The following is a 26,641-nucleotide window of genomic DNA, read 5'->3' as shown; positions in this document are numbered from 1 at the left end:
CCATACCGGGGTGAATGACCACCCCGCGGCCGCCTTCGTACGCGGCAGGAGCCGACCCCCGATGCACTCACCGCCACCCAAGGTGACCGAACTGGAAAACCGCTGCGTAGAGGATGATGCAGAGCGCCTGACGCAGCGGATACGCAACTGGCAACCGGCTGCAGCCACCCCCGCTAGCGGCGCGGCAATGGCCGGGGAGTCGAGCACCACGTGGACTCTGAGCAATGGCCTGCCGGAGATTCGGGCCCCGCAGCTGACCGCAGAAGTGCTGCACGAAGCGGTACGCAGCCACGGGGCGCTACTGGTGCGTAACCTGCTCCCCGAATCGCTGCATCCCGATCTGGTGCGGACCATTGATCGTGTTACCGCCGCCTGTGAAGGCACGAAGCCGTTCACCCGGCATTACTTTGCCCCGCCTGACGCTCTGCGCGAGAAAATGCCGGGGGGTGAGCTGGGGCGCTCACGGGCCTTTCACCGCGACTCCGGTTCTGCCATGTGCGCCGAAGCGCCCAGCGTGGCAGAGTCCCTGCTTGAGCTGTACGCCAGCCTTGGCCTGAAAGCGCTGTTGACCGACTACCTGGGTGAGGCGCCCTGCCTGTCGGTGAAAAAATGGGTGCTGCGCAAGACCCGTTTGCCCGTGCACCAGGCGGGATGGCATCAGGATGGCGCCTTCATGGGCGCAGACATCAACAGCATCAACCTCTGGATACCACTCACACGCTGCGGCGGAGACACCGGAGCGCCCGGCATGGACGTGGTGCCGACGCGCCTGACGGAGATTGTCGCTGCCAATGGCGCACTCTTCGACTGGTCTGTGAGCCCGGAGTCGGTCAACGACCACTTCCGTGAAACACCGCCCGTCGCGCCGGTGTTTAACGCGGGCGATGCACTGCTGTTCGATCACCTTTTCCTGCACCGCACACAATACCGCAGCGACTTCCAGCGCCCACGCTACGCCATTGAAACCTGGTTCTTCGGCCAAAGCGCCGCGCCCCTGAACCAGGTGCCGGTCAGCTGGTAGACAGGACCGCGCTACTCAACCTTCGTCCCGAGGCTGTTCGCGATTGCGAAAACGCCGTTGCCGCAGCCGCTCGTAGATCATGTCTTCACGCAACGCCTGGTCCTAGTGCTCCTCTGGCAGGGCGTGCAGCGATGCATCCCAGGGCACAACCGTGTAGTGCCGTTTGTGCCAGTAATACTGCAGATCAGGCGAGCGCCAGCCGCGATAGATCTCATCCCAGGACTGGCGTGCAAAATGCGGCTGCAGGCATTGTTCCGTCAGCGGCTCTCCGGCCGGTTGGTAGCGGAAATCCACGGACAGGCGCATGCGGCTCGGGTGCCGGTTGGGCAGGGCACGGTGTACCGTGAGTGCCGGGAACAACAGCACATCCCCGGCGCAAAAATCCGCTGTTGCCCAGCGCGCAGTGGCCAGCTCCTCCGGCAGTACTGCCTGTCGGTTGCCGGGGCCGAGGTGAAATGACAAGGGCAGCACCCCGCTGCGGTGTGAACCGGGCAGAATCGCCAGCGGGCCGCTGTCCAGGGGGCAGTCAGCCAGTGGTATCCAGGCTGCGGTCAGGCGCGGGGTGCCCTGGTTGTTACGGAAATCCTGATGAGGCGGGGTGGTGACCTCGGGGTTGTCGGGGAAGACCAGGCGCATGACGCCGAGTGGATGAGGAAATGCGCCCTCCCCCAGTAGCAAGGTCATCAGTTGCAGCAACGCCGGCTCGTGGGCCAGGGAATGGAAGCTCTCCAGCCGCTGGATTCGGTCAATGGCTTCAAAATAGCGGGGCTCGCCCTCGCGACAGGGCAGCACCTGCGCCTGTGCCGCCAACCGGTCTGGCCCGCCGCGTATCCAGCCGATCGCCTGCAATACGCCGGTAACGTCCTCACGCACGGCATGCAGCACATCCGGCGGCAACAAGCCGCGCAGGAACAGGTAGCCGTCTTGCTCCATTTGAGCCCGCAAGGCTGGCGCATCCGGCAGCAGCGCATTGGCAACCTTGAGCGGGAGATACTCGGGCATGTCGGACGTCATGGCGATCATCACTGGACTCAACTGCGTCAATCTTGCGCAGTGCGCGCAGCGAAGTAAAGTGCCGCGCGCCCGCAGGAGAAGGGCTGTGCAGATGGCTTGCCCCCGGCGGCGAAAAATAACACCATACGCGCCAGGCGCAATGTGAGACGGTTCGTGGAAACAGGCACGCGAGGCACTAACCAACGCATCTGGCAGGTCGTGTCCGGTATCCCCCGGGGCCGGGTGTCGACCTACGGCGACATTGCGCGTTTCGCGGGGCTTGGGCGCGCGGCCCGCCGGGTGGGCTGGGCCCTGCGCCAGCTGCCTGGCGATACGCGTGTTCCCTGGCACCGGGTGATCAACAGCGCCGGCAAGTTGGCATTGCCCGCGGACTCCGCCGCAGGCCGTTTGCAGCGCGAGCGGCTTCTGCGTGAGGGCGTTCCCCTGCGCACTGGCGATCGTATCGCACTCGCCACCTACCGCTGGAGACCGGAAACCGGCTCGCCATGCTGAACCCCTCCGGGGCCACTCCCAGCGGAGCAACGGTCACCTCAACACTGGATCTCGCAGAAGGCCTGCGCGACCGTCGCCGCTACCTGCGTGAGCTGGACTGTGCGCGAGGCCTGGCGATTTTGCTGGTGTTCCTGTTCCACGCCTGGGGGCTCAGCAGCCTGCAGTTACCCAGCAGTGCAACGCCGGGGCTTTCATTGATTGCGGGTGGCAACACCGGCGTCACCCTGTTTTTCGTCTTGAGTGGTTTCCTGCTCTCTCTGCCCTGGCTGCGCCACGCTGCAGACGCGACGCAACCGAAGCCGCTACTGGCCGCCTACTTCAAAGCGCGGGCACTGCGCATTGTGCCGCTTTACTACATTGCCCTGCTGCTGACCTGGTTGCTTACCGGCAATACCGCCACCGTCGCCCGGGCAGCCCTGTTCCAGTTCGTTGGCTTTCAGGCCTTTCCCTACAGTGTTGTCTGGTGGACGCTGGTGACGGAGGTGCAATTCTACCTTCTGCTACCGGTCGGCATGGTGCTCTGGACACGGGGCCGCTGGCCACGTCTGCTGTGCATCGCCCTGCTGCTGGCCTGGGCAGCCTGCTATGCAAACCTTGTGCTCTTTGGGGAACTGGCCAGCGATAAATCATTCTTGCTCACCAAATCGGTATTTGCGCGCGCGCCCGCTTTCCTTGCCGGTATAATAGCGGCGGCAATCTGGCTGCGCCTGTTGCAGGCACCGGCCTGGTCACGGCAGCGCCAGCTTGCGCGCTGGGGCGTTTTACTGCTGCTGCTGACAGCCCTCGTACTGCTCGAGCGCCTTCTGCTGGCTGTGACACAGATGGGAACGGGAGCTGCAGAAAGCAGCTGGCACATCCACCACAGCTACGAGGCGGCACTTTGGGCGGTTATCATCCTCTGCCTGCTGCTCGGGAATTTACCCGCGAAAGGCCTGCTGGTGAATCGTGGGCTGGCAATTGTCGGCAAACTCTCCTATTCACTGTACCTGGTACATGTGCCCGTACTGTTCTACCTGATCTATCCCATGCGCGAATCCATGGGCGCCGCAGCGTACCATGCGTCAGGCTGGCTCTATCTCATGCCCGCGGCAGCGCTCGCGCTGTCGCTGGCGCTCTCCCTGGCAAGCTATCAGTGGCTGGAAAAGCCTTTCCTGCGCCGCAAACGCGCGCTACCCGTGTAGAATCAAACCCCATGCCGCAAACACCCAACATCCTCCTGCTGATGACGGATCAGCAGCGCCACGACTCCTTCGGTTACAGTCGTCAGGGAGAGGCAACCGACACGCCGCACCTGGACGCGCTGGCGGCAGGTGGCGTGATCTTCGCGCACGCCTACAGCAGCGACACGGCCTGTATCCCGGCACGCTCCTCCCTGCTCACGGGACTACTCCCTCACCGTGTACCCCGCGGCGGTGGCGACCGACCGCGCGCCAAAACTGCCAGTGGCCTGGCACTGACCGAAGGTTACTGGACGCTGGCGCATGCGCTGAGGGATGCGGGCTACGACACAGCCCTGTTTGGTAAAATGCATTTTTCGCCCATACGTGCCCAGCACGGTTTTGACACCATGGCCATGTGCGAACACCTGCCCGCAGGCTATCCGCGTGATGAAGCCGACGACTACCGCCGCTGGATCAACGCCACCGGCCGCGAAGATGTGCGCTTCCAGCGACCAGGCATGCCGCGCGTTTTCCCCTATGCGCAGGAGTATCACCCCACGCACTGGATCACCCACCACGCCCGGCAATTCCTTGACACCCCGGCCCGGCGCAGCAAACCGTGGTTTGCAGTGGTTTCCTACACCGACCCACACACACCCTACAGCCCCCCCGAGCCCTATGCTTCTCGCTATCGCGCAGCAGACCAGGTGCTGCCGCAATCCGGCATGGAGAGCAACAACGGCCTACCCTGGCCCTTCTCCAACATCACTGTGCGCCACCCGCGTGGCACGTTTTTCGAGCCCGATCGCGTGGACCACCACCCCGCCGAGCACCTGCCCAACGTTCTGGCCGCGATACGCGCGGGAATCAACCATGTCGACGACAAGATCGGTGAGCTGCTTGCAGGTGTAGACCTCAGCAACACACTGGTGATCTTTCTCTCTGATCACGGCGACTACGGCGGCCACCGCGGTTTCCTCGGCAAGATTCCCTGGCTACCCTTCGATGACATCGCCCGCGTGCCCTTCTTCATGACTGGGGCCGGGGTCAGTGGTGCTCGCAGGGTGACCGAGCCGGTGCAGAGTTTTGACTACGTTGCCACCGTCCTCGATCTGGTGGGGCTGCCCGCTCCCTGCAGTGACCTGGACTCCAGAAGCCTGCTGCGCGTGCTCGCGGGGGGCGAGCAACCCTCTGAGCGACCCGTATTCTGCGGCACTCTGGAGGGATTCCCGATGTTGCGGCGTGGACGCTACAAACACATCTGGCACACCGTGGCGAATGTGCACATTCTGTACGATCTGGAAGCAGATCCCGGAGAAGCGCACAACCTTGCTGATCAGTCCCGCTATCGCGCGCTGCTTGAGGCCAACGTGCAGGAGCTGAACGCTATGCTGGCGCGCCCTGTGCCACCGCTCTGGCGGCAACCGGCCGCGGGCTGAGGAAGCACCGCGGGTGGCCTAAGCGGTCACCCCCGGCGCTTGCGCAGGTGTATCTTGGACGCCTGGGTGGGCAAATGGCCGAGGAACTGCAGGGGTTTGTCACTCAATAGCTGGCTGTGGCCACGGAGTGTCTCGTATTGCCGGCGATAGTCTGCCAGTCTCGCCTCGCGCGCCAGACGCTCGCTATTGGTCGTGGTCCCGCCATGCACCTGGTGAAAGCTGCCTTCCCCCACCAGTTGCACCGACACCGCGCCCGCGGCGTCCAGTGCCCGCTTGTACAGATCCAGGTTGAGAAAACCACCGCCCGGCAAGTCAAACCGCTCATCACTGCCGCCCACGGCAAAATAGTGCTCGCGGGTCATGAACAGGCAGTTTGACTCGAACATGCGGTTGAACCAGGTGATATTGGCGGCCCCCCCTGACAGCGGCGTGCCCACTTCAAACAGTCGATACCCGTCGCGTGGCCAGTCAATTTGCTGCAGCAGGGCGTCCTCGGCTGCCTGGTTGTAGCCTTGCAAAACAGTCTCGGGTTGCTCACCTGGCCCCATATAGAAATAGCGGGCCGCCACCACCGGACAGGTAAAGGCGGCAAAGGCGCGCAAGGCCCACTCGAACACACCCGGGGTGAGCAGATGTGCACCATCGATCATCAGGCAAAGTACCTCACCCTGCGCCAGCTCCGCCGCGCGATTCAAGGCCTGGGCTGGAGACGCCGCGGCGCCTTCAATGCGCAGCAGCTGCACCGGCACGGCGTCGGATAGGGCGTCTGTCCGCAGCGGCTCCGGCGAGCCGTTGTCCACCAGGATCACCTCATAGTCGAGATCAGCGCCGATCGTCTGATAGCTGCGCGCAAGCGCCTGCAGGGTGCGCGGGATTTCGCGCTGCATGGCATAGGCAATAACGATAACGGACAGTTGCATGCTGGGCGAGCGCGCTCCGCGGGTCAGATGTAGAGCGGCTGCTGCCGCGCCGGTGCCGTCGATGCGGCAAAAAACCAGGCCTCGATCGCATAGCGCAGGGCGTTGTGGTGATCCTCCAGCGCGGTGCGGTGCAGGCTGAAGTGATCAAACAACAGTGCATCACCGGGTGCGAAACGGGGCTGGCTTATGGGTGCCTCTGTTGCCAGGCGGGCCACTCGCTCGGGCCCCACGGTCCAGTCGAACCAGGCACCATCGGTGCCCGTAGGATGGATTTCCCGACGCCCGTCAACCAGCAGGTCCATGCCCGGCGCCGGCGCCCCGCCACCACAGTCACTCAGCGCCAGCCACAGGTTCACCGAGCGGATGTGCTCGCCAAGGAAGCGACCGTCCTGGTGCCAGCCTGCGTTGCCATTTTTCTTCGGCGCCATTTTACGTAAAACCCACTTCTTTACGGATAACCTGGCCGGTTCCCCGAAATAGTTTTCCAGTAGCGAGGGCAAGCCGAGGCGTTCATACAGCGCCAACAACTCACAGGCCATACGCGGCGAATCGGCAACCCATATGGAACTGCTTTCCACAGCCTGCCCCGGACGACGAAAAAGCTGCGCCGGCGCACCCCGTACCTCAGACGAACGCGTGTACCAGGCCGCTTCCGGTTCCACCGACGGAAAATTCTCGGGATCCTCGCGGGCGCCGGCGACACGCTCAATCTGCTGGCGTAATTCCTCCGCGACAGATGCATCCAGCAAACCGCGCACAATCAAGGCGCCGCTGCCGTGAATGGCCTCATGCAATCGTGCTGCTGTCAGCTCGCCGGGCGGCACTTCGGGTATGGCACTGGCACCCTTGTCAACGCCGGGGGCGTGCGAAGCACGCTCCGGCGCACTGTGGGCCTCCCCCGCCGCCGCTGCGGAAGGACTGCGACCAGCCTCGATACGCCAGTCAACCAGCTGCTGTTGCAGGCTTGCAGAGGGGCGCTGCGCGTTGGCGCGAGTCAGGCAAGCCAACGCCCGTGCCCAGTCCCCTTGTGCCCGAAACGCGAGAGCCTGCGCCAGTGATGTATCGCTCGCCGCCTCGACTTCCGGCATGCTCAGCTCTCCTCGGCCTGCTTGCCCTGCCCTCCCTTGGGGGCGTAGGCACTGTCCTTCGGCTTGAAACGCTTGGCCTGCCGGCGCGCCTCGAGGAAGTGCGCGGCGTGAGAGTAGAACTGGCGCAGGCGTTTTTCAGTTTCCGGCTCACCGGAAAACAGCAGCTCCGTGAGCTCGGTTTGCACCGGTGCACCACCGGGTTTGCGCAGCACCCCAAGGCCAAACCCGTGATTGAACTTGAAAATCTCCCCGTGACTCGCCTCCAGTTCCTCGAAAAACTTCCAGGCACCAAAATCCTTGAGTTTCGCCATTACGTCATGAAACAACACAATGCCGCCTGGGCGCACTTTCGGGTACCAGTTACTGAAGTCCTCTTTGACCGCCTCATAGGTATGCAAGCCATCGATATGCAGCAGATCGATGCTGTTGTCTTCAAAGTGGCGCAGGGCCTCGTTGAAATACATGCGCAGCAGGTAGGTGATACCGCGATAGTGCTCGCGTGCATGCTGTTGTACATCCTGATACACCGAGTCGTCGTAGGCGTCGGTATGTTCATCGCCTTCCCAGCAATCGATGGCATAGGCAACACCGTCGATGTCGTTTTCTACCATGGCCTGGCAGAAGGTGAAAAACGACAGCCCGTTGTATACGCCCAACTCCACCACCAGCCCGGGCCGAATGGCCGTCACAAGGTCGTAGGCAAACGGCAGGTGATCCACCCAGGTACTGAAAACCATGCGCCGGGGTTCAAAGCGCTGCAATGAAGGCGGGAAATAGATCTTGCTACTCACTGGGTATCCTCAGGCCGGGCCATGGGTCAAGGGGGCTTCGCCACGCGCCATCAGCACGCGAGTGGCGGAATAATGTACAAACTTCTGCGCCTGCTCGGGAATCTCCCCGAGGTAGAGGGGCTGGCTGACGGGGCTGACAAACTCTTCCCCGCGCAGCTCGCGGTATTGGGCCTTGCTCTGCTCGATATACGCCTCACGCTTCTCACGGCTCTGCCCGCCCGTGGTTACACCACCGTGGAACTGATGGAAGGTACCCTCACCGAGCGCAATAATGTGCTGCACCCCCGGATACTCACAGACCCGCTTGTACAGGTCGAGGTTGATCAAACCGCCGCCGCGCAGGTTAAAACGCTCATCGTACCCCCCCAGACCCTGCCAGATTTCGCGAGGGATACTGATACAGTTGCTCTCGCTGTTGGGCATGAACAGGCCTGGCGCACTCGAGCCGCTGAAACAGGCGATATCGAAGAGGCGATAACCGGCCTCCGGCCAGGCAATCGAACTGAGCAGGGTACGCTCCTGCTCCAGGCTGTAGCCGCTGTTCACAGCCTCCTGCTGCAACTCGCGCCCGAGATGATAACCCGGAATTGCCACCACCGCGCTGCTGCTCAGCCGGTGCCCCATGAGGATAGTGCGCACCACACCCGGGGTAAGCATGCGCGCACCATCAATGATGACGCAGATGTTTTCACCGCGCGCCTGCTCCGCGCCAAAGTTGATTGCCCGCGCCGGGCTGGATTCGGGGTTCTCACGCAGGAAATAGCGCACGCTGGCGGGCAGGCCCTGCAGGAACTCCGGACGCATGGTGTTGGCAGACGCATTCTCCACCACAATGACCTCGTACTCGTCACCGCTGACGCCCAGCTGGTAGCCGGGCAGAAGTGAGCGCACGGTGTTTTCAGCCTGCAGTGGCATATCATAGACAATCACCACAAAGCTGACAGTGAGCACATCTTTGCCGCGCGCAGAGCGATCATCTTTTTTGAGAAAACGTGCCAGCATTTATTATCCGTTTGGCGGCCTCAGTGGCGTGTGCAGATAGTAACGGACTGGCTGCCTTACCGCCACGCTATCCGCTGCACAGGTTGTCATACTCACAGGCTTGCCCACCGCAAACGGCGATACAGGTAGCGAATTTTCCATGGCAGGCGCAGCGGCGTGCCACCATCGTGAGTTTTCAGCGTGTTGTCGTAAAAGCGGGTCGGGGAGGCCACGGGGCGCAGCTGCAAGCGGCCGATCACCTCGTCCACCTTTCGATTGAACGATTCCTCCCCGTCATCGAAACACAGCAGCGGGAAAGGTTGCCGCCGATATTCCCGGAAAAGCAGGCGGTTGTAGGCATACCAGAGCGACAATGCCTGCTCGCGCGGAATCTGACTGCGGTTCGCGAGTGATGCAGCAACGGCGTCAGGATGGCGAAAGATACCCACACGCTCCAGGCCAGGCACCAGTGCACGCCAGCCCGCCAATAACAACAGGCAGCGCGGGTCCTTGAACCCCAGAGCCTCCGCGCCCGCATACTCCGCGAGCAACGCGCGGGCGCGCTCACGGTGATCATCAGACCATTCGCTGGTGGCTGGCGGGTTGTCCCAGGCACCGCCATTGGCTGCAAGAATTGCGTCGTGCAGGTCGACAAAATCCTGGTTTTCCCGGTTGCCCTTGCGGTTATAGGGGTTCCAGGTGTGATGCTCACCGAGCTCCAGGCCTGCCTCCTGTAGTGAGCCTGTCAGGCAACTGGTACCGCTGCGGTGCATGCCGAGGATGGCGATCACACGCCGGGGTTGCCCTGTCATACCGACGTCTCCCGCCAGGGCGCCACCCACAGCAGCAAGAGCATGCCGGGCACCGCGAGCAGCGTGCAGATCAGGAAGAACGGCTGCCAGCCTACCGACTCGACAATGACGCCGGTACTGGCGTTGGCAAACGTTCTGGGCAATGCGGCAATAGCCGTAAACAGGGCGAACTGTGTGGCCGCATACATGCGGCTGGTCTCACGGGCAATAAACGCGGTAAAGGCCGCCGTGCCCATGCCCACACCCAGGTACTCAAAAGCGATTACCACCGCCAGCAACCAGAGCAGCGGACCGCTGCCAGCCAACACGGCAAAACCGAGGATGCTGAGTAGCTGGACGACACCGAAGACCCACAAAGACCGGTTTATCCCCAAGCGCAACATGGCCACGCCGCCCAGCAAGCCGCCCACTATAGCCGGCCACAGCGCCGCATTCTTGGCCACCACGCCGATCTCCGTCATGGAGAACCCCATATCGATATAGAACGGAGTCGCGAGCGCTGTGGCCATGTTGTCGCCGATTTTGTAGAGCACCATGAACCCGATCACCAGGCAAACGCCCGCCCAGCCACGGCGCTGCAGATACTCCGAAAACGGCGCGACCACCGCCTCCCGCAGCCCCGTGCCGGTGGGCAACTCAGAGTCCGGTTCATCCACCAGCAGGCTCATACACAACGCCACCAGCATGAACGCGGCGGTTATCCAGAACACGGTGCTCCAGGGCAGAAGGTCGGCCAGGATCAGCGACAGGGAGCCCGGAATCAAACTGGATATGCGATACGCCTGCACGTGAATGGCGTTACCCAAACCCAATTCACGATCCGGAAGAATCTCCCGGCGAAAAGCGTCCAGCGCCACATCCTGGCTGGCACTGAAAAACGCCACACCAAACGCAAGCCAGGCAATCACCCAGGTGGACCGCTGTGGGTCAAAGGCGCCCAGCACACCGATGGACGCAATCAGCGCCAGCTGGCACAAAAACATCCAGCCCCGACGCCGACCCAACAGCGGCGGGATCCAGCGATCCATCAACGGTGCCCAGAGAAACTTCCACACATAGGGAATGCCCACCAGGGCAAACAAGCCGATTTCTGCGAGGGAAACGCCCTGGTCACGCAACCAGGCCGGCACCAGTTGCAGGAGCACGTACAATGGCATGCCCGACGCCAGGCCCGTGAACACACAGATAAGCATGCGGCGGTTGAACACCGCGGATTGCCAGCCGCCGTTTGCTGCGCTTATGCCCACCGCATCTACACCCAGGATTCCAGAGTGACTCTATCAGCGCGCGGCACCGCATCCCACAGGCCCTGCTCGGCAATCACCAGCAGGGCGGCGCGGGCGAACAGACCGCGCACCGTCTGCAGATGGCCGGCCTGCCCTACTCGCAGCAGGCTCTGCAGAAACCCGCTGAGTACCACGCGATCGAGCGCGTGCTCGGGCACGGCAGCGGGCTCAGGCACCGGCGCATGGAAGAAGCTTCCGCCGTCACCCACCACAGCGCCGAGGCGCTGGTTAGTGCGGGTCCAGCGCTCGCGAAGACGGCCGTAACAGCCCATATTGACGTAACGCACGGTTTTCAGCGGCGGCTCAGAGCAGAGGTTCAACAGCAGACCGACCACGCGGTCGTTGTCCGCCTTGTCATACCCGATGTGGTTGAGACAGCGCTTGATGTAGAGCTGGTTGGCGCCAAGACCATCGTTGGGCTCCCCCCCCACCGCCCGCAGTGGTGGCAGCCCGGTGACCTGGCAGAAATCCTTGACCATATCACCATCGGGCCATTGTGCCGGCTCGAAAGGGCGCACACGCAGGTTGGTGTGACCAAATGCAGCGCCCCACATATCCACAACCTGGTCGTAGTCGCGCTGGAAAATCTGGTGGGTTTCATAGAACTCATAGGCACTGCCTGGCCACTGGCGGGCGCCTTTCACATCCTGATTGTAAAATGAGGCATACAACTGATCCTGGCGCCGCAGATACATGAGAATGCGCACCTCATGCCCGGCCAGTGCCGTCTGGATATCTCCCAGCATACGCTCTATGTTGATCGACTGACCGAAAAACAGCTCGGAACTGACAATCGCCGTGTGCACGGAAGACCCCGCAGCGGCGAGCTCGGACCGCAGGCGCTGCCAGGCCTCACCGCGCGGGAAGCTGCCATACCAGATGTCCGGCATGGGGTTCGCCTGGTACTTGTCGATGAGGTCCGCGACCAGCACATGGTGGGCGTCGCCGTGGCGGCAGGTCGCCGGGTACAGAATGCCCTGTGCCAGCAGGCTGTCGTGATGCGCCGCCAGCATCGCCTGCAGGCTGGAGGTGGCTGTCTTGGGTGCGCCGATGTGAAGATAAACCGTTGCCATAAACCGTTCCGTCAGCGCACGATATCGTGCATGGGCCGCGCCGAGAAGCGGCGTTTGATCGCCTGCTGCACACGGAAAGGCACCCAGGACACGAGCCGCGCCACGAGGGGGTGCCGGCTCAGGCGCCAGATAAAGCCGAGCAGGCGTTCAGAGCGACTCAACTGCGCAACGCCGGCGTGCAGGTTACCCACCAGGGATGCAATACGCCCCGGGGCAAATGCCGCACTGCGCGGTGTCACGGCGGCGAGATAGGCGCCCTGGTAGAACGCCGCATCGGGCGTCTCTACGGGCCATAGCGGCGCAGTACCGGGTTGCTCGCCTGCGGCAAACGCCTGCCACAGCTCGCGCCACTGCGCGGTGGCGCTGTTCCAGGGCATGATCACGGAAAGCGGACGTCCTGATACGCGTTCAACAAACGCGCCGATATCAGGCACCACCACAGGCAACCCGAGATGCAGGGCCAGGCTCAGTGTGTAGCTGTAGGTCTCGGGCCACTGGGCGGGAAACCACACGACATCCGGGGCAATGCCCTCAATCAGGCGCCAGGCATCGGCATTGGCATAGGGGCCATGCGTGATGACGGACTTACCGAGCGCGCGATAGGCGTAGCCCAGCAAATGGAACTCGACCCGGCCCGAGGCCACCAGCTCATCCGCCACGGCCTCGAGTACGTCGGCGCCCTTTTCCCGACTGATCGCACCCACGACCAGTACCTTCAGCGGGCGCGGCGGCACATGGCGCCACACCGGTTGCGGATAGGGCTGGGAGGCAAGGAAATCCGGGTGCCAGGCAACCACCGCCTCACGCACACTGAAAAACGCCTGGAAGCGGGCAGCGCAGTCAGCCGAGGGGAAAATCACCCGCGCCGCCTGCTCGATCAGCAGGCTTTGGCCAGCCCGCCACTCCTGCGCCGAAACGCCCTCCGGCAGCGGGTAGTGACCGGCGCAACGCGCATCAAAATCGCTGCTGCCATCACCCACGAAGCGTGCGTCGACATCCGTGAGTGTCGGATTGCCGTTGATCAGGTAATAGTCGTGGACCGTCAGGTCGTGGCGGCAGCCCAGCGCTTCGGCCAGCACCCAGAGTCTGGGGTGCAACCCCATGGTGTGATGAAAATGTACGTGGCCGATACCCAGATCGCGCAACAGCGCGACCAGTGCATCAAATTCAGCCTCCACCGAGAAATGCAGCCCATCGGCGAGGCGTACCCCGGCATCGAACACGCTCAGCGTGACCGATTGCCCTTCCAGCGCCGGTGTCAGCTGCACGAACAGGGCTTCGTCTGCATACAGCGCGGCGAGTTCGTCGACATGCTGTTGCGCACCGCCGCCCAGCTTGTGTGACAGACAGACCACCTTGGGCCGTTGCTGCGCGGCAAACAGGGCGAGCAAGGCACCAGTGCGCGCGGTGCGCGCGGGGTCGCTCGCCACATAGGCCTGGATGTCCGCGTGGTAGCGCGGGTAGCGCGCATCCAGCAGCGCCATCGCCTTGGCCACGCGGGGCGTTTGCTCCTCGGCAAAGCTCACCCCGCCTTTATGGTAGACAAAGCAGTTCGCGAGGTGCAGGTTGCGCCAGCCGGCGCGCTTGGCGCGCTGGCACCAATCGTTCTCTTCACCGTAACCGCGGCCGAACGTCTCCACATCAAAGTAACCCACCTCGTGCAGGCAATCGCGGCGCAGGTACATGCAACAGCCCACGCCGGTGGGCACTTCGAAGGCATCGGCGGAGGTGTATTGCTCTGCGAATACGCGGTCGATTGTCGCCAGATCAAGCTTGAACGGCAGCGCGTTGTCTTTACAGAAATTCGGAAAGCTGCAGATAGTGGCGTTGTTGGCGAAGGGCGTGAGACTGCCCGCACGCGGGTGCTGGTAGGCCGCCTCGCGCAGGCGATGCAGCCAGTCGTTGGCCACCTCCACGTCGCTGTTCAGCAGCAGTACATCGCGCTCTACATCGTGCTGCATGCCGCGATTGGCGGTGGCGACAAAACCGAGATTCTCGGGGTTCTCCAGCAACACGACAGCGGCGTGTCGTGCCGAGAAATCGCGCAACAGCTCGGTGATCGCGGGGTCCGGCGAACCGTCATTGACGAGCACAAGCCGCGCCCACTCGGGATCAATCGTCGCCAGTGCGGTTGCCAGGCAACGCCGCGTTTCCTCCACGCCGGTATACACCGGCACTACAACATCAACGCTGCGCACGCCCACTCCTGTTTGACGTTATTAACTGCCTGCTCAAACCGCTACTGCCGGCGATACCGGCGCGCTCCCCGCAGAGCGAGGCCGATAACCGGCACCGCGTAGATCTCGGCAATCTCTCTATCCTTGTCAGCGATCACCTCGAGCGCATGGCTGTGTAACCCGCCTATTTCGGCGAGCCTGCGATCCAGCTCCGCCATTTGCGTGTCGCGCTCAGCTATGGTCGCGAGCGCGCGCTCGAGCCATGCACCCGTGTCCTGCAGACGGCTGTCAAGATCGGTAATCTGCTGGTCCCGCTCGGCAATGGTCGCCAGGGCTTCCCGGTGTTCCGCCGCCAGCGCATTGATATCCTCGTCCTTTGCCGCAATGGTCTCCAGCGAACGGCTATGGGCGTCGCCGACTGCAGTCAGCTGCGCACCGCGCGTCACGAACCCGGTCACACACTCCGCCAGCATGGCGTCAGCCGGGTAATAGCGTTCTATGCAGGCCTCCAGCGTTGGAAAGTCCGCGGCGGATGATACCGGCTGCGCCAATGGCTCGCTCGCAACAGGCGCACTGTGGTGGCGTAAATCACCTCGCACGGCGGTTGCCACTGCATTCTGACCTGTCTCCAGCGGAAGACTTTCGGCAAGCCGCGACATGACCTTGACCGGGTCCTCGACCAGCTCCGGGAAACTCACGGCCAGTGAACCCGGCGGCAATGCAGGCGCGAGCACCTTGCGGTAAGCCAGATCAAGCCGCAAACCGTAACCCAGCGGAAAGCCGTCCCGGCGTTGCAGTGACTGCGCCACCTCCAGTGGCGCTCGCGATGCCGTACACACCTGCGCCTTGATCCCCAGTTCGGCACACGCCTCTAACCACAGTGGCAGCGTGATACAAAACCGTGGGTCCTTTACTGCCTGCACCGTTCCCCCGCCGAAGCCACGCTGCAGGATCGCGCCGGCCTCCTCCCGGAAGCGTACCAGCGCAGCCGCCGGCCAGCCCGCCTCACCACCCGGCAAAACCAGAGAATACCAGTGAGCACCAGCAGCGGACAGTAGCGCCTCGTTGGCGGCCACAACCTCGGCATCTTCCCAGAAGCCTTCGTCGTTGACCCCGGCCATCGGTGCCAGGAGCTGCTCACCAAACGTTACACCACAGGCGCGCAATGCGGCACACAGGGCTGACGTGCCGGAGCGGTGCATGCCGACGACGAACAGAAGCGTGGATGCCTCAGCCGGCTGGCTAACGGATGACATGGGGTTCAGGCGCGCGAGCCCAATCAGGGCTCGGCTTTGTAGGGGGCGAGCAGCTCATCCACGATATCACCGTTGATATACGCCTCATCCGAAATCATGAGACTGGCCTCAAAATCCTGTACCGCAAGCTTCTGGTATTCGGCTTTCAGGCTCTGGAGAATGGCGGGGCGTACCTCGTCAAACGGCAGGTAATGTTCGGGCTGGATGTCGTCCAGGCGGATGATGTGCACGCCGAACTGCGTTTCGACCAAATCGGAATAGCCACCCACTTCGGCAATATCAAAGGCACCGCCCGTGTAGCGTGGCTCTACACCTTTTTCGCCGAGGCTGAACCACTTGTTGAAACGGCCACCTTTGTCGCGCGAGCCAGGGTCCTGCGAATGTTCGGCTACCAACGCTTCAAAGTCAGCGCCGGCGCGTAATTCTGCCAGCACCTCGCGGGCGACGGGACGGACCGTTTCGCGATCACACTGGCCTGGGGGGCAGGCAAACAGAATATGGGAGGTGAGGCGCTTTTCAGGGACAAACGCGAACTTGTCCTTGTCGGTGGCGTAACGCTCCTCGGCCAGAGCGGACATATCGGGCACTTCGATCGACTTGACCAATTGTTCGATGGCGAAACGGCGCTTCAGGCCCTGTAACTGGAAGTGCAGTTTCCAGTAGTCATCCCCGTGTGTCTCGGGGTTCGCCTCATCCGCGGATGCGGCAAGTCGCTTGTTCATCATGGCAATATTGAGCAACTCCATGCGGTCGCCCAGATCGTTGGCCGCCGCCGAGCGCATTTCGGCACTCCAGCGTGAAACCACCTGCTCCAGCTCGGCACGATTGATACGGGTTTCGCCGTCCGCGATGGCAACGGGCTCATCAGCAAAGGCGCTCAGGGCGACGCCCAGCAGCAGCACAGCGGGGCTGAGAATACGGGAAAATAACATGCAAAAACCTCAGACAATAAAAAAAGCCGGCACCTCGCGGTGCCGGCTTTCATTTTACTACAACAGCGTGTTGCGACGCTATTACGGTGAGCTACTTAGCTACCTACACCACCGTAAGAGTGCTCAACGATACGACCGTAGTTGGAGTCGGGGTTAGCCGGGAAGCTACGCTCCCAGGCTACGAAACCAATTTTGGGGATCTCGTCGGCGTTCACGTCGGTAGAGTTACAGCCGTAGGCAGTAACCGCACCAACGATTGCATCAAAGCCTTCACCGATATTGAAGTTTGCACTCTCGGCAGAAGCTTCACACACCGCCTGCACTTTGCTGTTAGAGCTGGTTACGTTCAGCTCGGCCCAGCCGAAGGGGCTGTCGGGCACAGCAACTACGATGTCGGAGTTCTCGCTGCCCAGTACGGGCTCGGCGCCCCACTGTACGACGTTAACTTCGAAAGGCAGCAGGGTTTGCACTACCTGGCCCGGCAGGGCAGGAGATACAACCAGTTCGCCGTCGGGCTGCGAGCGCTGCTGTTCTTCACGGTCGTAGACGTCGAAGGTAGCTACAGCCGGGATGTCGCGGTGGTCGCAAGCACCGGTGAGGCCTGCGAACACACCGTCGGGCAGCGGCAGACCGGCGTTGCAGGGAATCCGGTCGTCCGGGTCAGCTTCACCAGCAGTCAGCAGTGACGCGAAGTAGTGAGGCAGATCCAGCATGGTGTACTGGCCGGGGAAAGTGATAACCCAGTCGGTGCCCACGTTCAGGTCAGCGTTGGCAGACCAGTCGTTGATCACTGAAGCGCCACCCAGAACTGCACGCAGCTCCTTGAAACGATCGCGATCGATACCGGCACCCGTGCCACCGTTCAGGTCAGGATAGTCGAAGCCGAGCAGGTCGCCCGAGAACAGACCAAACTGCTGGTTGGTGATAGAGGGCTCTACCAGGAAGTTGGCAATGTGCGTAGCGCTGTTGCCGAACTCACGGCCGCTGCCAGCGTCACGTACGAAGTAGGACACTTTCAGAGCGTTGTCTGGAGCTTCGTACTCGTTCAGTGCCAGAGTGGTCGCGCCTTCAGTGCCAACCGGAACGCGCTGTACAGACGTTGCACCATCGACTACGCCACGAGTGGTACCAGGCGAGCCATTGGCGAAGAAGTTATCGCGAACAAAGGTACAGCTGGCAGGCACACCTTCAGCACCGTGCTTGGCCGATACTGCAATAGGCGCAGTTTCAGTCAGGGGCTGACCCATGCCGATGATTTCGATGTAGCCTTCATCAGCGTCGGCACGGTAGATGCCGGGCATGGTGAACTTGCCGTTCACGGTTGCAGGCGCGGTGCAAGAGCTGTCGGTGGTGTTGAAGACAACGTTCTCGCCTTCAGCCGCCAGGAAGCCAGTCCATACGTCTTTCGGGGACAGGATCAGGTTAAAGTCCAAGGCGTCCATGGAGTCGGTGCCACGACGCAGGCGTACTTTAACAACCTGGGTGGAATCGCTCGTGTTGGTGAGGTGAACACCAGTAACGTTGCCGTCACGGACAGTGTAGTAAGGGATCAGTGCCAGGTTACCCAGGTCGCTAGATGCAGCCAGCTCCAGCTGGGCATTGGCAACACCATTGTAACCTGCGGTTGCCGCTGCTACTGCAGCAACAAGACCCAGAGGCTTAAACTTTGCATTCATAAGGAGACTCCTAATGTGTTTTTACTTCACAACCAAAGTACAGATTGCTAGCGCTATTATTGCTAACTGCAGCCAGCTGTCAACCAACGTGCCCTCTCAACCACTGGCACTATGCCACCACTCGCCATTGATGCTAACCCATCGCTCGCGAACAGTTGAAGGCATAAACCCGAACTGAGCTGACACCGAGGTTTGTTTGATCGGCTTGGACATGACCCGAACCGCCACACTCGCCACAGCTGCCTCGGCATCATAGGCAAGGACTTCGACAGCTGTCAACTGCCAATCCAGCGAATAGGAAAAATTGCGAATAAACATACTCTTGGAGAAAACAGCTCGGTAATTAGGTGAAGCGTACGCATAGACCGCTTCAAAGTCCCTGTCGATGAGTGCCTGCCAGCGTCCGCGCACGCGTTCCTCAAGTGCGGCAGTCTCAGCGGGGGTGAGCGTATCGGGCTGCGAGGGCGCAGTGCTGCACCCCGCCGCCAGAGAGAGAACCAGCGCGACCAGGAGCACTGCCGAGAGTCGGTACATTGCGTATAACATACTGAATATATTACCTTTTGATGCATTGGGCGGGGATTATACCGCGCCCGTGGAGGGGACGGGAAGTGCCGGCGAATCAGGGCAGAGCCTGCCTGCGCGCCTCACGTTTCTGCAGTGCCCACTGGTAAAGCGCCAGGTCCTGCGCATGAAACTCGCGCACCTGCTGGCGCAGCCGCGGACGCAGTTGCTCGGGCCCCGCGGGCACCTCGGCGGCGTTGGCAAACTGCGGCTCAACATTTATTCCCAGGAATTGTGTGGAAAAATCACGCAAATCTTCTGCGAAATATTCGGTAATTCCCACGAAATCGAGTGCTCGCAGCGGAAAGGCCCACAGAAACTGGCTGTAGACGTTGCGCAATTCGGGGGCCAGGCAGAATTGTTCCAGCGTCCAGGCCTCCTCTACCACCCGGCGGTGCAGGCTGGAGGTGTCGTCCGCTGCCGGGTCGTAGCTACGCTGCCAGTAATAGTAGTGGGACACCAGACGCTGCAAGGGCTCGCGCAACCAGGTGACAAACCGGCACTCCATATAGTCCGCCAGCAGCAAGTACTTGATCGGCAGGAAATGGCCGTGGATGCAGCCAACCTGTCGGTAGGCTGACGGTTCGGCCGCCAGGCTGAACTCCAGCGCAGCGGCATGTCGCTGCGGCAGTGGGCTGGCCAACGGGTAATCCGCGTAATCCGGTGCAAAGCCGGCACCATAATGCTGTTCGAGCGCGGCCCGGAAACTCAGGCCCGCTGTTTTCGGCATGTGGATGGACACCAGCACCGGGGCGCTACTCGGCATCCAGAGGCGTCTTGATCAGTTCCATGTTGCGCACGCGCGAGCGAAGCTCTCGACTGACATCACGCAACTCCTGTTCATTGTTGATCACCCTCGGGGTAATGATCACCAGCAGCTCGGTACGCCGGTTCTCGGTCGAGGTAGTGCCAAACAATGTGCCCAGCACCGGAACGCGGTGCAGGAGGGGCAAACCGGAATCCGTTGCCGAGGCATTCTCCCGAATGAGACCGCCCAGCACCACAGACTCATTGCTGCGCACAGCCACCCGGCTCATGATATTGCGCTCCAGAAACGTGCGCTGGCCCGTGGCTGAATCCACAGTACCGACGTCGGTGACCGATTGCTCCACATCCATGGTCACCAGCTGCCCGGCGTTCACCGAGGGCTGCACCATCAATTTCACACCCGTGTCGCGATAGACAATGTTCTCGGTGACCGTGCCGCCGTCAGTGGATGAGGTGCCCTGCCGCACCGGCACTTGGTCACCCACGTGTATATAAGCAGGATGATTGTCCAGCACCATCACCGACGGGGTGGAAATCACATTGATCAATGAGTCTTCGGAAAGCGCGTTCAGCACAGCGCTGATATCGCCCAGGGAGTTGGTCAACGTATAGGAGAACCCGGGCGAGGTCGCCGCTGGGCCACCGGCGCTGTTGGCCAGCTGACCAAAGCCGTCGTAATCGCTACCGAAACCATTCTTGAATGTCCATTCAAGACCATAGCGGAGTTCATCGGTGAGGGTGACCTCCAGAATGCTCGCTTCGATAATCACCTGCGTCGCGATGACATCCAGCTGACGCAAGGCATCCTTGATCAGCTCGTACTGCTTGCCTGTGGCGTAGATCATCAAGGCATTGTTTTCCTCGTCCGCCACCACGCGCACATCCGCTACACCCCCGTCATCACCACCTCCCAGTGTTGCGGCGCTGGCCCCACCGACCGGCCCACTGCCAAAGTCGCCGCTCAGACCAGCGCTCAAACCGGAACCACCCGAACTGCCGGAACTGTTGGAACCGCTGCCATAACCACTGGAACCCGAGCCACTCCCAGACGCGGTGGAGGACCCAATGGACTCCATGGACAGGCCGGGGGCGACATCACGGTCGCTGCCGTAGCTGCCGGTCACGCTGGAGCCACTGCGTGCATTGCTACTACCACCGCCCGCGTAGATATTGCTGATCAGATCCGCCAAACGCGATGCTGTCGTGTTCTGCACTGGGTAGACGAACAGGCGTTTTTCAAACTTGGAATCCGGCCGCGAGTCCAGCCGCTCGATCCAGGTGCCCAGCGTGTCGAGGTAGTGCGAACGCGGTGTCACCACCAGCAGACTGTTCAAGCGCTCGATGGGGATGATTTTAACCAGTTGCCCGACGTCATCATTGCCGTTTCCGCCACTGTTCAGCATGCCCTGGAGGACATTGGCGGTATCGCCCACACGGCCATGCTCCAGGGTAAACAACCCCACGGACATGCCCTTGAGCAGGTCGACGTCAAAGGTATCAACCATGTCCAGCCAGCCGTCTATCTGCAAGCGCGTGCCCGCCAGCATCAGCAGGTTACGGGTGTTGTCGATACGCAGGAAGGCCGGTTCATCCGCCACCGGCCGCAGGATCTCCGCCATGTTGCTGGCGCTGATGTATTGCAGGGGAATGATCACTGTACTGTAGCCGGCACCCGGGTCGCGTGGGTTTGACAGGCGCGGTGCCTGCCGGCTGGCTTGCTGGGTTCCCGTCACCAGGTAGCGATCCTGGCTGTCCCGGACCATCGCCATCTGGTTGGCGCTGAGCAGTGACTCCAGAATCGTCAGCAACTGGTCGCGTGGAATGGGCGTCCGGGAGCGCAAGGTGATGGTGCCGTTAACCGGGCCGTCGAGAATGTAATCCAAGCCCAGTATGTCGCCGAGTACAGCGTGCACCACTTCGCTCAGGGGTGCATCCTCAAAGTTGAGGCTGACGGCATCACCCACCAACCGCACGGCATCGCGCTTCTCCGGTACGCGAACCTGCCGGTCGTTGCCGCGATAGAGGACTGGCTTGACGCGCTCCTCGGCTGCATCGGCAAGCTCGCCGGCGCTGCGTGAAAGAGCCGGCTCTTGCGCCCCCGGGGCGGCAATACCGGCAGACGGCTCCGACGGCTCGCCGCGGTATTGGTTGTCCAGCAGCGCACAGCTGGTCAGCAGTGGCACCAGCAATAGCAACCTAGAGGACCGTCGCAACATAACCTTTCCTTGATCTTGCCCTGTTCATAATGGCCGGCAGCGCGCTACGCACTGCCCCGATTTCATTCCCGTGAATCAACGCCGGCCGCCGAGTGTCAACTCGTCAGCGCCGTCACCAGGCTGCGGACCAGGCCCTCTACGGGGCGCTTTCGCACCCGGCACTGGCGACTCGGCTCGCACTGACCGCGCTCCATGGACACGTTCAAGCGTGAGCCGCTCCTCGCCACCGGTCGCACTGACCAGCGTGGCGTCAGTACCGTCCATGGATTCCAGGGTCCAGCCCTGCAGCGACTCACCCACCGCCAGACGCTGCTGCTTGCCATCAGCGCGCACAATGATACCGCCTACATCCCCAACCCCAAATATGCCCAGCAGACGCACCCCCTTGAGTTGAGATACCTTTTCCTCAGGCGCCTCGGCAACCGCTGCAGCGCTGATGTCCACGGGCCTGCGACCTGCCCAGAACAGCGGTCGCTCGCGCAGTTCCGCACTGTCGCCGGTATCCAGCAGGCGCCCCGCTATACGGTCGGCCACCGTCAGGGAAGCATCGGTTGGCTCGATGGGCTCGGGGGAAGGCGGCAGCAGGACGCCCAACAAAAACCAGGCCAGCTGCAGTAGCAACACGAGCGCCAACACCAGAACCGCCAGCTCTACCCGGCGCTCCGTGCGCTGCGGTTCATGCTGCACGCTAAAGTGCTCGAGCACCGCATCAAGGCGCATCAGGAACGCACCTTCAGCGCCAACACCTGCACCGTTGCCGTAATCGTCTGTTCCTCGGCTTCATCTTTGCGAGCCCGGTTGCGGTTGGGCCAGACCTCGATAGACTCCAGCAGTAACAGCGGCAAATAGGCATTGAGGTCCGCCAGCGCCGTATCCAGCGCCGGCAAACCACCGGATGCTGTCAGCTTGACGGCTATGTGGTCGAATCCGTCCTTCTCCCGCACCGGCAGTATCTGGCTATTGCTCACCGACAGACCCGCGGCACCCAGTATCTCGCGTACGTTCTTTTGCAAATTCGCCGACACAGTGCCCGCGTCATCGGTGGCAGGATAGACCAGGTCAAGCACATCGGAGCCCACCACCCGCGCCGCTTCGCGCACCTGCTCTTCCCGGTTCAGAAGGCCCTGCAAACGCGCGATACGGGGTTCCAGACGCTCTATCTGCAACTGATAGCCGCTGCGCATACCGAACAGGCTGATTGCCAGGTACAACAGCACCAAAGCAGGCAGCGCCAGTGTGCCCAGCACCATCACCGCGTAGCGCGGGTTGTTGCGTAACCAGCTCACGGCCCACCCTCACGCAGGCGCACGTTGACATTGAACTGCTCGACACCGCTGCTGCCCACTGCCGTAATGCCCTGGTCCGCGACCTCTTCGTAGGCCTCTTCCCGCGTCAGGCTCTGCACCACGCCAGCGGCATCTTCGGCACGGCCCCGCAAGCGCAGGTCGCGGCCACGCTGGGTGTATTGCAGAATATAGGCTTCATCTCCCAACAGAGCGGTCAGCCGCGCCAGCTCACGGTGGGGGTCCGGGTACTCACGCAATACGTCATTCACGGCGAGAATGGTCTGGTTGGCCACAGAGAGGGATTGCCGCTGCCGTGTCACTTCTGCCGCCTCGCTCTCCACCCGCGCGGCAAGCGCCTCGTACTGCTGCAACCTGACATACTTGCCGCCCGCCGCGAGCGCCAGAATGAGCAGCAGCAACAGAAGAGCGCCACCCAGTAGCAGGGCGATCCGCAGCAGGCGACGCTGGTAACGCGCCAGGCGTGCACCCTCAGCAAACCCGCGCAACACAATGGGCCGTACGCCGGCAAGCGCCCAGACCTCGCGCTCATCAATTGCATGCACGTCGTGGTGCTGGCCCAGATGTCGCATGACGGCACTGCGGGAGGCTATCGCCAGCTCTACTTGCAGGCCCTTGTCACCGCGTTCACTGAGGGACCAGCCCGCCGCAGTATCCGCGGCCGGGAACGGGCTGTTGGCCATAATCTCCAGGCGCATGACCGATTCCAGCTCATCCTCGGCGGCAAGCGGCAGGTGCAGGGTCTTGAACAACACCAGGGAATCCGGCAACACAATGGCAGCACAGGTCGGCTCGCCAGCGGCGACCAGGGCACCCGCGTGAAACTTGCCCTGCACGCCGCCGCCTTCTACGTGCACCACTTCATCGAGCCGTGCCCGTACGGGGGACCGGTCACCCCAGAGACATTCTGCCCAGGCAACCTGCCAGTGGTGACCAATACGGCGCATATCGTAGCCGAAGAGGTGCCATTGTCGGGATTGATCGAGCATAGCGCCTAGCGTGCCCCAGCTGTTGTTGTTCTGTCGTCAAGCACTCGTGGCGCCTCGGTTCGTGTTATTCGCCAGGGAAAACCGCTCGCACCCGAACCGCCCTGCAGTGTTATCCAGCGCCTGCGGAGCCAGCGCCGGCCATCATAATCCAACACGGCATCGAGACGGTACGCAGCTTCATCATCCATACGCAGCCAGTTGCGCATGCCATCGAGCAGGGCCCGGTCAAAGCCGGGCAACTGCAACCAGTCCTCTACCGTGTGCGGCCTGAAGCCGACGCCAACGCCGTTCGCCCGGCCACTGCGCAACTGTACCACAGAGGCCGCAAGGCGTCGGGCATCTTCACGCTGCAGACCACCCAGCTCGCTAAACGCCGTCTCCAGTTGCTCCGGGTCAGCGCTGTGCAGGTCCAGCAAGTGTGAAATCGGCGTCATGCGTACCTGTACCGGCTGTTCTCCCAGCATGAAACGCGCCTCCAGCACGGGCTCAAGGCCGTTTTCCCCGGGCCCCGCCTGCGCCTCGCGCAACAACGCCTGCCGGGAAAGCAGCAGACTGATTGCACCGTCTCCCGCGGCCATCGCCTTCGCACGGGCAATATGGGTTTGCGCCATGCGCACATCCACGCGCGCTTCGGACACAATGCCCACCACCAGCACAGACATGGCCGCCACAAACCAGACCACCATGGCCAGCGCAACACCACCCTGACTTCTCGCATGACGTCTCAGAGAGGGGGAATATTCCGCAAACCTGCCCGCCATCAGCGCGGCACCGCCATAATCAGCTCCGGCCAGAAGCGCTCCGCCGCCCGCAGGCGCAGGCGCAACGCGACCGGCACACCGCCGTTCTGCCACGCCGGCACCCAGTCCGCCTGCGGGGCGGGCCGGTAGGCCACCTCAAACAGGTCCACCCGCTTTACCAGTACCCGCGACGGCGCCTGCGACCAGTCGATCGTTCTCGAGTCACCGTTGGACGCCTGCCAGCGCATCACCAGCGCGTCGTCATCGCGGCTGAAACGCAGCACATATTCACCGCCGAAGTTTTCGCCGAAAAGAATGTTTGCCTTGAACATCAAAACACTATCGGAACCGGCGAAATAAGCGGCATCACGCGCTCCACCACCGAGCGTCAGGCCTTCGCCGCCGTCAGCACCCAGGGCGGCACTGTCTACAAGGTCGCGCAACAGGCTGCTGACGGTACGCACTTCATCCACGCGCCCCATCATGCGATCCAGCGACTGCTGTGTATTGGCAAAGGTACGCAGTGCGCTGATGGTCGCCAGCATGATCAGCGAAAGCACGGATAGCGCCACCACCACCTCAACCAGGGTAAAACCGATCTGCTGGCGCCCCGCGCTCATTCGCGCGGCACCCCGGCGGCGACAGAATTCAGTACCACCTCACGTGCCTTGCGCCCATCACTCCAGCGCACCACAACTCCGAGATCCTGCACCGTACCCGGCGGAAGACTGCCGCTGCCCGCCTGGGCCGGTCGCGCCTGTACCCGCCACAGAAAACCACCCGCGGTTTCACCCTGCACACTGAGCCCGCCCGCGGGCACACGCGCATGCTCCGCGACCAGGGAGCGCGCCAGTTCAACGCCGTAGGCATATTTTTCTGCGGAACGTACATTACGCGTGGCGCCACTGGTCGCCTGGTACAGCGCCCCGAGGGAAAGGCCGAGGATGGCCAGCGCTACCAGCATTTCCAGCAGCGAAAAACCCCGTGCCGATCTAGCGCGCCGCATAGGTTTCCTGCGTCACCGAACCGAGCAACCAGTCCACTGTGATACTCACACCCGCGCCGTTTGCCGAGGTGATGTCGACGCCGCCGCCGCTGGCACCGCCCTCGGCATAGAAGCGAATGACCCCCACACCACCACGATTCAATTCACTGGCCGAATGGACCGTCATTGCTACGCTGGCCGGTAGAACCTTCACGGTGTCCGCAAAGCGCACACTGCGCTCCCGGGGGTCAACTTCAACGGCCTGAGCCCGGCCGCTGTGCAGCGCTTCATAACGCGCACTGGCGAACAGTGTGACCACGTCCCGCACCGCCTGACGGTAACGAATATTTTCATACATACGCAGGGTGGACGGCACGGCAAGGGCCATGACCAGCCCCGCGATGGCCAGTGCCGCCATCAGTTCCAGCAAGGAGAACCCGGCGGTTTCGCACCTGCGCCCGCCCGCCATGGCGGCGCTACCAGTTACCCACATCCTGGTCTTCGCCCTCACCACCCGGCGTGCCATTCTGACCGTAGCTGAAGATGTCCACCTCACCGTGCTCCCCCGGCGCCTTGTACTGATACTCGCGTTTCCAGGGGTCCAGCGGCACATCGGATTTCAGGTAGGGGCCATTCCAGCCGGCAGCGCTGGCCGGCTTGTTCACCAGGGCATCCAGCCCTTCGCTGGTGGAGGGAAAACGCCCCACATCCAGCTTGTACATTTCCAGCGACTGCTCAAGATCCTTGATCTGGATAGCGGCTGTCTTGGTCTTGGCACCGCCCAACTGGTTCAGAACCCGCGGCCCCACAAGGCTCATCAACAGGCCCAGGATCGCCAGTACGACGAGCAGTTCCATGAGCGTAAAACCGGTTGAAGTGCGCCGCGCATTGCGACCGCGTTCTGAAATCATGCGTTTTTCCTCGTTACAGATGAATAATCAGTAAAGCCGTAGCAGC

At 62.2% G+C, this 26,641-nt stretch carries 27 protein-coding genes; 4 read left to right on the top strand and 23 right to left on the bottom strand.

The genetic code is table 11. The features are described from left to right. Positions 1–61: 61 nt before the first annotated feature. Positions 62–1,021: a phytanoyl-CoA dioxygenase family protein gene (locus tag G533_RS0109010; protein ID WP_027949674.1), complete on the top strand. Its 960-nt coding sequence runs from the start codon at positions 62–64 to the stop codon at positions 1,019–1,021. A 102-nt stretch (positions 1,022–1,123) separates the two neighbouring features. Here G533_RS0109010 and G533_RS21290 read toward each other — a convergent pair whose 3' ends face one another. Further along, entirely contained in the window at positions 1,124–2,044 is a 921-nt protein-coding gene (locus G533_RS21290) for a phytanoyl-CoA dioxygenase family protein (RefSeq protein WP_051230140.1), read from the bottom strand. A gap of 144 nt (positions 2,045–2,188) precedes the next feature. Here G533_RS21290 and G533_RS0109000 point away from each other — a divergent pair, with 144 nt between their 5' ends. Genes G533_RS0109000 through G533_RS0108990 form a run of 3 tightly spaced genes read left to right on the top strand, consistent with a single transcriptional unit; the run spans position 2,189 to position 5,126 of the window. Beyond that, on the top strand, positions 2,189–2,527 hold the full coding sequence (locus G533_RS0109000; RefSeq protein WP_027949673.1) for an MGMT family protein: 339 nt from the start codon (positions 2,189–2,191) through the stop codon (positions 2,525–2,527). Then, positions 2,521–3,708 (top strand): acyltransferase family protein, encoded by a 1,188-nt coding sequence (locus G533_RS21285; protein WP_051230139.1) that lies wholly within the window; start codon positions 2,521–2,523, stop codon positions 3,706–3,708. The genes G533_RS0109000 and G533_RS21285 overlap by 7 nt, the downstream gene beginning before the upstream one ends. Positions 3,709–3,719: 11 nt before the next feature. After that, a complete protein-coding gene (locus tag G533_RS0108990; RefSeq protein ID WP_027949672.1) occupies positions 3,720–5,126 on the top strand; it encodes a sulfatase family protein in 1,407 nt (468 codons plus the stop codon). A gap of 26 nt (positions 5,127–5,152) precedes the next feature. On the opposite strand, the gene G533_RS21280 is transcribed toward G533_RS0108990, so the two are convergent. The 22 genes from G533_RS21280 to gspG all read right to left on the bottom strand — a co-directional run bounded on the left by G533_RS21280 (position 5,153) and on the right by gspG (position 26,595). After that, complete coding sequence (locus G533_RS21280) at positions 5,153–6,046, bottom strand: glycosyltransferase family A protein (protein WP_051230138.1); 894 nt, start codon at positions 6,044–6,046, stop codon at positions 5,153–5,155. A 23-nt stretch (positions 6,047–6,069) separates the two neighbouring features. Further along, the gene (locus G533_RS0108980) at positions 6,070–7,134 is read right to left on the bottom strand and encodes a phytanoyl-CoA dioxygenase family protein (protein WP_027949671.1); all 1,065 of its coding nucleotides are present in this window, start codon (positions 7,132–7,134) and stop codon (positions 6,070–6,072) included. 2 nt (positions 7,135–7,136) lie between these two features. Continuing rightward, entirely contained in the window at positions 7,137–7,925 is a 789-nt protein-coding gene (locus G533_RS21275; protein WP_144079833.1) for a class I SAM-dependent methyltransferase, read from the bottom strand. Positions 7,926–7,934: 9 nt separating this feature from the next. Beyond that, entirely contained in the window at positions 7,935–8,927 is a 993-nt protein-coding gene (locus G533_RS21270) for a glycosyltransferase (RefSeq protein ID WP_051230137.1), read from the bottom strand. Between the two features lie 92 nt (positions 8,928–9,019). Further along, the gene (locus G533_RS0108965) at positions 9,020–9,718 is read right to left on the bottom strand and encodes a sulfotransferase family protein (protein WP_027949670.1); all 699 of its coding nucleotides are present in this window, start codon (positions 9,716–9,718) and stop codon (positions 9,020–9,022) included. Then, complete coding sequence (locus G533_RS0108960; protein ID WP_144079837.1) at positions 9,715–10,911, bottom strand: AmpG family muropeptide MFS transporter; 1,197 nt, start codon at positions 10,909–10,911, stop codon at positions 9,715–9,717. Before G533_RS0108960 ends, G533_RS0108965 begins: the two co-directional genes overlap by 4 nt. 59 nt (positions 10,912–10,970) lie before the next feature. Further along, positions 10,971–12,077, bottom strand: a complete 1,107-nt coding sequence (locus tag G533_RS0108955; RefSeq protein ID WP_027949668.1) for a hypothetical protein — start codon at positions 12,075–12,077, stop codon at positions 10,971–10,973. An 11-nt stretch (positions 12,078–12,088) separates the two neighbouring features. Further along, the gene (locus G533_RS21265) at positions 12,089–14,275 is read right to left on the bottom strand and encodes a glycosyltransferase (RefSeq protein ID WP_051230136.1); all 2,187 of its coding nucleotides are present in this window, start codon (positions 14,273–14,275) and stop codon (positions 12,089–12,091) included. Between the two features lie 41 nt (positions 14,276–14,316). After that, a complete protein-coding gene (locus G533_RS0108945) occupies positions 14,317–15,510 on the bottom strand; it encodes a sulfotransferase family protein (protein ID WP_144079832.1) in 1,194 nt (397 codons plus the stop codon). A 23-nt stretch (positions 15,511–15,533) separates the two neighbouring features. Next, on the bottom strand, positions 15,534–16,442 hold the full coding sequence (locus G533_RS0108940) for a peptidylprolyl isomerase (RefSeq protein WP_027949666.1): 909 nt from the start codon (positions 16,440–16,442) through the stop codon (positions 15,534–15,536). A 95-nt stretch (positions 16,443–16,537) separates the two neighbouring features. Further along, positions 16,538–18,118 carry a hypothetical protein gene (locus G533_RS0108935; protein ID WP_027949665.1) on the bottom strand — a complete coding sequence of 527 codons (1,581 nt, stop codon included), beginning with the start codon at positions 18,116–18,118 and terminating at the stop codon, positions 16,538–16,540. Between the two features lie 96 nt (positions 18,119–18,214). After that, the gene (locus G533_RS0108930; protein ID WP_084638909.1) at positions 18,215–18,652 is read right to left on the bottom strand and encodes a hypothetical protein; all 438 of its coding nucleotides are present in this window, start codon (positions 18,650–18,652) and stop codon (positions 18,215–18,217) included. 88 nt (positions 18,653–18,740) lie between these two features. Beyond that, positions 18,741–19,448 (bottom strand): hypothetical protein, encoded by a 708-nt coding sequence (locus G533_RS23460; protein WP_051230134.1) that lies wholly within the window; start codon positions 19,446–19,448, stop codon positions 18,741–18,743. Then, positions 19,438–21,666 carry a type II secretion system secretin GspD gene (gene gspD, locus G533_RS21255; RefSeq protein ID WP_084638902.1) on the bottom strand — a complete coding sequence of 743 codons (2,229 nt, stop codon included), beginning with the start codon at positions 21,664–21,666 and terminating at the stop codon, positions 19,438–19,440. The genes G533_RS23460 and gspD overlap by 11 nt, the downstream gene beginning before the upstream one ends. A gap of 75 nt (positions 21,667–21,741) precedes the next feature. Continuing rightward, positions 21,742–22,386, bottom strand: a complete 645-nt coding sequence (locus G533_RS23455) for a hypothetical protein (protein WP_051230133.1) — start codon at positions 22,384–22,386, stop codon at positions 21,742–21,744. Beyond that, positions 22,386–22,952 (bottom strand): type II secretion system protein GspM, encoded by a 567-nt coding sequence (gene gspM, locus G533_RS0108910; RefSeq protein WP_027949663.1) that lies wholly within the window; start codon positions 22,950–22,952, stop codon positions 22,386–22,388. Before gspM ends, G533_RS23455 begins: the two co-directional genes overlap by 1 nt. Then, positions 22,949–23,959, bottom strand: coding sequence for a type IV pilus biogenesis protein PilM (locus G533_RS0108905; RefSeq protein WP_027949662.1), 1,011 nt, complete (start codon positions 23,957–23,959; stop codon positions 22,949–22,951). Before G533_RS0108905 ends, gspM begins: the two co-directional genes overlap by 4 nt. Positions 23,960–23,964: 5 nt before the next feature. Continuing rightward, a complete protein-coding gene (locus G533_RS0108900; RefSeq protein WP_144079831.1) occupies positions 23,965–24,720 on the bottom strand; it encodes a hypothetical protein in 756 nt (251 codons plus the stop codon). Continuing rightward, a complete protein-coding gene (locus G533_RS0108895; RefSeq protein ID WP_027949660.1) occupies positions 24,720–25,319 on the bottom strand; it encodes a PulJ/GspJ family protein in 600 nt (199 codons plus the stop codon). Before G533_RS0108895 ends, G533_RS0108900 begins: the two co-directional genes overlap by 1 nt. Beyond that, positions 25,316–25,705: a type II secretion system protein gene (locus G533_RS0108890; protein ID WP_027949659.1), complete on the bottom strand. Its 390-nt coding sequence runs from the start codon at positions 25,703–25,705 to the stop codon at positions 25,316–25,318. The genes G533_RS0108895 and G533_RS0108890 overlap by 4 nt, the downstream gene beginning before the upstream one ends. Further along, the gene (locus tag G533_RS0108885; protein WP_240472406.1) at positions 25,692–26,177 is read right to left on the bottom strand and encodes a GspH/FimT family pseudopilin; all 486 of its coding nucleotides are present in this window, start codon (positions 26,175–26,177) and stop codon (positions 25,692–25,694) included. Before G533_RS0108885 ends, G533_RS0108890 begins: the two co-directional genes overlap by 14 nt. After that, positions 26,161–26,595 carry a type II secretion system major pseudopilin GspG gene (gspG, locus tag G533_RS0108880; protein WP_084638901.1) on the bottom strand — a complete coding sequence of 145 codons (435 nt, stop codon included), beginning with the start codon at positions 26,593–26,595 and terminating at the stop codon, positions 26,161–26,163. The genes G533_RS0108885 and gspG overlap by 17 nt, the downstream gene beginning before the upstream one ends. Positions 26,596–26,641 lie beyond the last annotated feature (46 nt).

Source organism: Haliea salexigens DSM 19537 (genome assembly GCF_000423125.1).
Classification (GTDB): domain Bacteria; phylum Pseudomonadota; class Gammaproteobacteria; order Pseudomonadales; family Halieaceae; genus Haliea; species Haliea salexigens.
This window is presented reverse-complemented; position numbering and strand designations above follow the sequence as displayed.

What these genes read in the sequence shown, in the direction of transcription:
- G533_RS21280 (WP_051230138.1), bottom strand. Translation starts at nt 6,046, where the DNA reads ATGCAACTGTCCGTTATCGTTATTGCCTATGCCATGCAGCGCGAAATC.
- G533_RS21270 (WP_051230137.1), bottom strand. Translation starts at nt 8,927, where the DNA reads ATGCTGGCACGTTTTCTCAAAAAAGATGATCGCTCTGCGCGCGGCAAA.
- G533_RS0108905 (WP_027949662.1), bottom strand. Translation starts at nt 23,959, where the DNA reads ATGCTCGATCAATCCCGACAATGGCACCTCTTCGGCTACGATATGCGC.
- G533_RS0108930 (WP_084638909.1), bottom strand. Translation starts at nt 18,652, where the DNA reads ATGTACCGACTCTCGGCAGTGCTCCTGGTCGCGCTGGTTCTCTCTCTG.
- G533_RS0108890 (WP_027949659.1), bottom strand. Translation starts at nt 25,705, where the DNA reads ATGCGGCGCGCTAGATCGGCACGGGGTTTTTCGCTGCTGGAAATGCTG.
- G533_RS0108895 (WP_027949660.1), bottom strand. Translation starts at nt 25,319, where the DNA reads ATGAGCGCGGGGCGCCAGCAGATCGGTTTTACCCTGGTTGAGGTGGTG.
- G533_RS0108935 (WP_027949665.1), bottom strand. Translation starts at nt 18,118, where the DNA reads ATGAATGCAAAGTTTAAGCCTCTGGGTCTTGTTGCTGCAGTAGCAGCG.
- G533_RS0108980 (WP_027949671.1), bottom strand. Translation starts at nt 7,134, where the DNA reads ATGCCGGAAGTCGAGGCGGCGAGCGATACATCACTGGCGCAGGCTCTC.
- G533_RS23460 (WP_051230134.1), bottom strand. Translation starts at nt 19,448, where the DNA reads ATGCCGAGTAGCGCCCCGGTGCTGGTGTCCATCCACATGCCGAAAACA.
- G533_RS23455 (WP_051230133.1), bottom strand. Translation starts at nt 22,386, where the DNA reads ATGCGCCTTGATGCGGTGCTCGAGCACTTTAGCGTGCAGCATGAACCG.
- G533_RS0109010 (WP_027949674.1), top strand. Translation starts at nt 62, where the DNA reads ATGCACTCACCGCCACCCAAGGTGACCGAACTGGAAAACCGCTGCGTA.
- G533_RS0108990 (WP_027949672.1), top strand. Translation starts at nt 3,720, where the DNA reads ATGCCGCAAACACCCAACATCCTCCTGCTGATGACGGATCAGCAGCGC.
- gspG (WP_084638901.1), bottom strand. Translation starts at nt 26,595, where the DNA reads ATGATTTCAGAACGCGGTCGCAATGCGCGGCGCACTTCAACCGGTTTT.
- G533_RS0108955 (WP_027949668.1), bottom strand. Translation starts at nt 12,077, where the DNA reads ATGGCAACGGTTTATCTTCACATCGGCGCACCCAAGACAGCCACCTCC.
- G533_RS0108900 (WP_144079831.1), bottom strand. Translation starts at nt 24,720, where the DNA reads ATGGCGGGCAGGTTTGCGGAATATTCCCCCTCTCTGAGACGTCATGCG.
- G533_RS0108960 (WP_144079837.1), bottom strand. Translation starts at nt 10,911, where the DNA reads ATGCTTATCTGTGTGTTCACGGGCCTGGCGTCGGGCATGCCATTGTAC.
- G533_RS0108885 (WP_240472406.1), bottom strand. Translation starts at nt 26,177, where the DNA reads ATGTGGGTAACTGGTAGCGCCGCCATGGCGGGCGGGCGCAGGTGCGAA.
- G533_RS0108965 (WP_027949670.1), bottom strand. Translation starts at nt 9,718, where the DNA reads ATGACAGGGCAACCCCGGCGTGTGATCGCCATCCTCGGCATGCACCGC.
- G533_RS0108940 (WP_027949666.1), bottom strand. Translation starts at nt 16,442, where the DNA reads ATGTTATTTTCCCGTATTCTCAGCCCCGCTGTGCTGCTGCTGGGCGTC.
- G533_RS21285 (WP_051230139.1), top strand. Translation starts at nt 2,521, where the DNA reads ATGCTGAACCCCTCCGGGGCCACTCCCAGCGGAGCAACGGTCACCTCA.
- G533_RS0108945 (WP_144079832.1), bottom strand. Translation starts at nt 15,510, where the DNA reads ATGTCATCCGTTAGCCAGCCGGCTGAGGCATCCACGCTTCTGTTCGTC.
- G533_RS21290 (WP_051230140.1), bottom strand. Translation starts at nt 2,044, where the DNA reads ATGATCGCCATGACGTCCGACATGCCCGAGTATCTCCCGCTCAAGGTT.
- gspD (WP_084638902.1), bottom strand. Translation starts at nt 21,666, where the DNA reads ATGTTGCGACGGTCCTCTAGGTTGCTATTGCTGGTGCCACTGCTGACC.